This window comes from Elstera litoralis, from assembly GCF_000963705.1.
GTDB classification, from domain to species: domain Bacteria; phylum Pseudomonadota; class Alphaproteobacteria; order Elsterales; family Elsteraceae; genus Elstera; species Elstera litoralis.
On sequence record NZ_LAJY01000906.1, the window covers coordinates 1 to 1,123 of the forward strand.

Below are 1,123 nucleotides of genomic sequence, written 5' to 3' on the forward strand. Positions count from 1 at the left end.
CTTTTTGATGCATTAAGCTTGGGAGACGCGAGCGTCGCTCGATCGAAAATGCGCAGAACTGCCAAACCTGTCTGACAGGTTTGTTTAAAGTCGGCGCAACTTTCGGAACAAAGCGAACATCCACATCCTCCCCAGGCGTGGCCGTGACGGGATTTTTCCCGTCGGATTGGTTTCTGGCTTCTGCCACTTATAACCAGTTGGTTACAAGCTAGATCGAGTTTAGGATAACTGTCAAGCAGCCTAGTGTGCGCTTTTGCCCTACTTTTGTGAAACGGATATCGCTTTATGTCTAAAACAACCGCTGCCGTGAAAATCGATGGGATGACGCAAGATTACGCTCTGCGTCTTCCAGAAGAACCCTTGGCACGGGATAAAAATATTCGCGACCCAGAAAGAACCGCCGCAGCAATTCTCGCTGCCGCTATGCGTGAATTTGCTGAAAATGGCTATGGCGGTGCTCGGATTAATGAGATCGCCGCTAGAGCCGACGTGAATAAGCGCATGCTCTACCACTATTATGGGGGTAAAGATGCCCTTTATCTGGCTGTTCTCGAAGCAACCTATGTCGGCATCCGCAGTGCCGAGGTGGATTTGCACTTGACTGACCGCGACCCCGTGGAGGCAATTCGCGAACTCGCCCGCTTTACCTGGCAATATTTCTTAGATCACCCCGAATTTCTGAGCATCGTCAGCACCGAGAACCTACTGAAAGCAAAATTTCTGAAGGAATGTAAGGGCATTACCGAGAAACACTCGCCGCTTATTTCCATTATCGCAGAAATTTTGGAGCGTGGGCACCGGCAAAGCCAGTTCCGCGCCGGGGCCGACCCGGTTCACGTCTATCTCAGCATTGCCGCCCTGGGCTATTATTACCTGTCAAATCACCATACAACTTCGATTATTTTTAGTCGGGAATTTGTAAAATCGGAAGAATTAAAGCGCTGGGGCGAGCATATTGCCGATATGATTGTGTCGTATCTTCGCGTCTAATTAAAATAAAAAATCGCAATCGGCGGCCCTTGACGGGGTTTGTAAACCGTGTCTGATTAGTAACCATCTGGTTATAACGGCGGCCTAAGCAATGAGCCGCCCCTTTCCGATGGGGAAACGACAATGGCGACGA

At 49.8% G+C, this 1,123-nt stretch carries 1 protein-coding gene; it reads left to right on the forward strand.

Annotated features, from left to right (window positions below):
• Positions 1–285 precede the first annotated feature (285 nt).
• Entirely contained in the window at positions 286–990 is a 705-nt protein-coding gene (locus tag VZ95_RS20665) for a TetR/AcrR family transcriptional regulator (protein ID WP_084627971.1), read from the forward strand.
• Positions 991–1,123: the final 133 nt, after the last annotated feature.